The 3,518-nt window shown below is 72.2% G+C and carries 3 protein-coding genes; 1 reads left to right on the top strand and 2 read right to left on the bottom strand.

All coding sequences use genetic code 11. The features are described from left to right. Positions 1 to 33: 33 nt before the first annotated feature. On the bottom strand, positions 34 to 2,046 hold the full coding sequence (locus B7X32_RS19495; protein WP_292723542.1) for a primary-amine oxidase: 2,013 nt from the start codon (positions 2,044 to 2,046) through the stop codon (positions 34 to 36). Positions 2,047 to 2,275: 229 nt separating this feature from the next. Next, positions 2,276 to 2,860, bottom strand: coding sequence for a TetR/AcrR family transcriptional regulator (locus B7X32_RS19490; RefSeq protein ID WP_292723539.1), 585 nt, complete (start codon positions 2,858 to 2,860; stop codon positions 2,276 to 2,278). Here B7X32_RS19490 and B7X32_RS19485 point away from each other — a divergent pair. Beyond that, on the top strand, positions 2,820 to 3,518 hold a 699-nt coding region (locus tag B7X32_RS19485), incomplete at its 3' end, for a hypothetical protein (RefSeq protein ID WP_292723536.1). The two genes, B7X32_RS19490 and B7X32_RS19485, sit on opposite strands and share 41 nt — an antisense overlap.

The raw sequence follows: 3,518 nt of genomic DNA, 5'->3' as shown, positions 1-3,518 counted from the left end.
GGTGCGCTGACGGGGACGACTCGAAGGTGGGGGTCAGTGACCGCAGGTGCAGGCGTCGCCGCCGCCGCAGCAGGCGGATCCGGCTGCGGATCCGGATCCGGTCGCGGCGTGCGCCTGCGACGACTCCGGCACGTCCATGCCCGGGTTCTGGTCGAGGAAGCCGTAGGGGCGGAATGCGAAGCCCGCGGTGTCGACGGGCATGATCGGCCAGTCCTCCGGGCGGGGGAAGTGCGTGAGCCCGAAGGTGTGCCAGAGCACGAGGTCGGCGCCCTCCGGGCCGTCCAGGGGCGCATCGCCCGCCGCGTACTCGGGCAGCCCTGATCCGCCCTGGTGCGCGTTCGGGTACCGCCCGGCGGGCCACAGCTCGCCCTCGCGGTGCGCGGTGGCCCACAGGTGCTTGGTCGCGAACGCGGCGCGCGCCGCGACGGAGGAGGCCGGATCCGCCATGAGCAGCGCGGTCGGCTGCGGCACGAGCTGGTAGGCGGTCGCGCGCCCCACCGCGTTCGTGCGCGAGGCGCTCTGCACCTCCCAGACCCGGGCGACCGAGGTGTCGGCCTCGCGCTGCGCGGCGGACTCGGATCCGAGCGGGGTCTCGGTCCAGCTGAACGCGTTGCCGAACGGGTTCTCCGGCCCCATCGGGACCCGCGCCGCATCCACCTCGACGAGGCGGTTGTCGGATCCGTCGACCGCGACGTCGAGCCGCGCACAGAACAGGTGCTGGTGCACCGGCGCGAACACGCCGGGAGCCAGCTCGGTGGCGTGGCGCTGCGGGACGCCCGGCTCGCCGGCGCCCACGAACACGATGCCGGTGGCCTTCGCGATGACCTCGATCGTGCCGTCCAGGCCGAAGTTCCAGTAGAAGCCGTAGTCGTAGTTGCCGATCGTAGAGAAGTACGAGACGACGAAGCGGCGGGCGCGGCGGACGTCCGAGCGACCCTCGAGGTTCGTGTGCTTCCAGAGGATCCCGGTGTCCTCCTCGTGCATGCAGATCACGTTCGGGATCCGCACCGGATGGCCGTGGTCGTCCGCGACGTAGCCGTCGAGATAGCGGATGACGCCCAGGCAGTCGCAGCCGAGCTCGAGGTGGTTCGCGTTCTTGCCGAGCAGGTACTCGCCGGCGTCGAAATAGCTGATCCAGAAGCGCCCCGGCGCGGTGTCGCCGTAGGGGACGACCATCTCGGGCACGCTCGCGCGGTGGAGCACGGGGCGCCCGTCGAACGTCACGTCGTGCAGCACGAGGCCCTCGCGCGCGTTGAAGCTCACCCGCATCGACCAGTTCTCCCACTCGACGAGGGATCCGGTCACGGCGAAGCTCGGTCCCTCGGGCTGGACGATCTCGATGGGCTTGAGGGAGGTGCGCGCCTCGCCCTGCACCTCGGGGTAGTAGTTGCCGTGGCCGGCGGGCACGGGGACGTCGCCGATGTCCTCGACGCGGATCACGCTGTTCGCGGTGAGGTCGATGTGCACGATGAGGCCCTCGACCGGGTGCGCCCAGGGGGAGTCGAGCTCGTCGTAGCGGAGGAACGTGAGGGAGCGGATCACGCGTCGCCCCACCTCGTCCGCGCGGCCGGTGTAGCCGGGGGCGAGCGGTCCGCAGAAGGCGAGGTCGATGTGCGCGGCGAGTCCGCGACGCTCCATCGCGGCACGCCATTCCGGGGAGGCCTTGGCGATCGCCTCGGCGCGCTCGTACTCCTCGAACAGGTACTGCGGCTGGCCGTACGGCGGGGCGTCGTTCGGCACGCGCTCGGCGCGCAGCACCTCGCCGCGCGTGATCGAGACGATGACCTCGGTCGCGACGCCCGTCGCGGTGTCGAGCAGGGTGGCGTCGACGCGGCGGTCGATCGGGGCGCCGGGAGCCCAGGCGGCGAGCTCGGAGCGGGTCGGCTCGTCGGGGAGCAGCATCGGCACGCGCACGGACTCGCCGAGCAGGCCCGCCGAGGAGAGGATCGCCCGCGCGGCCGCGATCTCGGGCCCGGTGAGCGGATCCAGCGGATGCGGCGTCGGGATGGCGTCGAGCGTGATCGGCTGCGGGGCGTGGTGGGGCATCGTCGACCTCTGCGGTTTAGTTGAGCGAACGCTCAAGAAACGGGTTGCGTCGATGATATGCCGCACAGGGCGCGGGCGCAATGGGTGTTCGCGGCGCGACGATCCGCACAGCGTGCGAGGATCCGCACACGGATCCGCCTGGATCGTGTGCCGATCGTCGCGGCGTGTGCGGATCGTGTCGCCGGATCGGCGCGAGCCCAGGGCGGTGCCGGTGAGCCCATCAGGTCGGTCAGGGCCGCCAGGGATCCAGGATCGCGGAGAAGACCCGCAGGTGCGCGGCGGGATCGGCGGGTTCGGCGACCTCGACGACCTGCTGCCCGTAGGTGATCGCGCGCAGGAGTGCGAGCACGTCGTCGAGCGGGGCGTCCGGGCGCAGCTCGCCGTCGGCGACGGCCTCCTCGAGCGCCTCGGAGGTCTCCTTGCGCCAGAGCGGGATGGTCGGCGCCGAGGCGTCCGCGGTGGGGGTGATCGAGGCGAGCCTGCCCCAGAAGCCCACCACGACGTGCGCCTCGGTGCGGGTCGTGGCGTCCACGGGCAGCACCTCGCGCATGATCGCCTCGAGTCGGACGAGTCCGCGCAGGCCCTCGGTCGCGGTGCGGATGCGGTCGTCGGTGCGGCGGGTGACCTCGGCCGCCGCGGCGCGGATCACGTCGTCGAAGCCGTCGAAGTAGTGCCACAGGGATCCGACCGCCACGCCCAGCTCGCGCGCCACGGCCCGGGAGCTGACGCCGTCGTGACCGTCCCGGGCCGCGACGGCGAGGAGCGCTGCGGCGATGTCGCGCCGGCGCGCGTCGTGGTCGACGACTCTGGGCATGCGTCCATCCTGGCGCACACCGGAGCCGTTCGCCGCGGATCCGATCCCTCCCCGGGGTATTGTTTTTGAGCGAGCGATCAAGAACACTGTTCGCATGCTCCATGCGGCGGCGTTGCTGCTGATGATCGGATCCGCGATCACGGCCGCTCTCTGCTGCCTCATCGCCGGCGGCGTCCTGCCGCGCGCGGTGCCGTGGCAGGCGCGGCAGAGCGCGGTCGTGATGGCGCTCGGCATGGTCGCCCTGTGCGCGGGCGACGGCGACGCCCGGATCCTGCTGCTGGTCGCGGTCGCCGGGATCGCGTCGGCGATGCTCGGCGTCGTGGGCACGCGGGGGCGCTCGCACGCGGACGCGTGCTTCCACCGCGCGCTCGGGTGCGTGGTGATGGCGGTGTGCGCCCTGGCGATGCTCGGTGCAGGTGCAGGTGCAGGTGCAGGTGCAGGCGCAGGCGCAGGCGCAGGGGCGCCCGCTCCGGTGTCCGCCGGGTTCGGCCACGCGGGGCACGGCGCCCTCGTGCCGATGTCACTCGCCGCGGTCATGGTGCCCCTCGGCGTCAGCCTGGCGCCGAAGTTGCAGCAGTCATTGCCCGGCGTGAAATGGCAGATTGTGTTTCTGTCCGTGGATCCCGAGCGGGATACGCCCAAGCGGATCAATGAGTAC

This window comes from Microbacterium sp. 13-71-7, assembly GCF_002257455.1.
Classification (GTDB): domain Bacteria; phylum Actinomycetota; class Actinomycetes; order Actinomycetales; family Microbacteriaceae; genus Microbacterium.
Note: the sequence above shows the minus strand (reverse complement) of the source record. Positions and strands in the feature narration are given on the sequence as shown.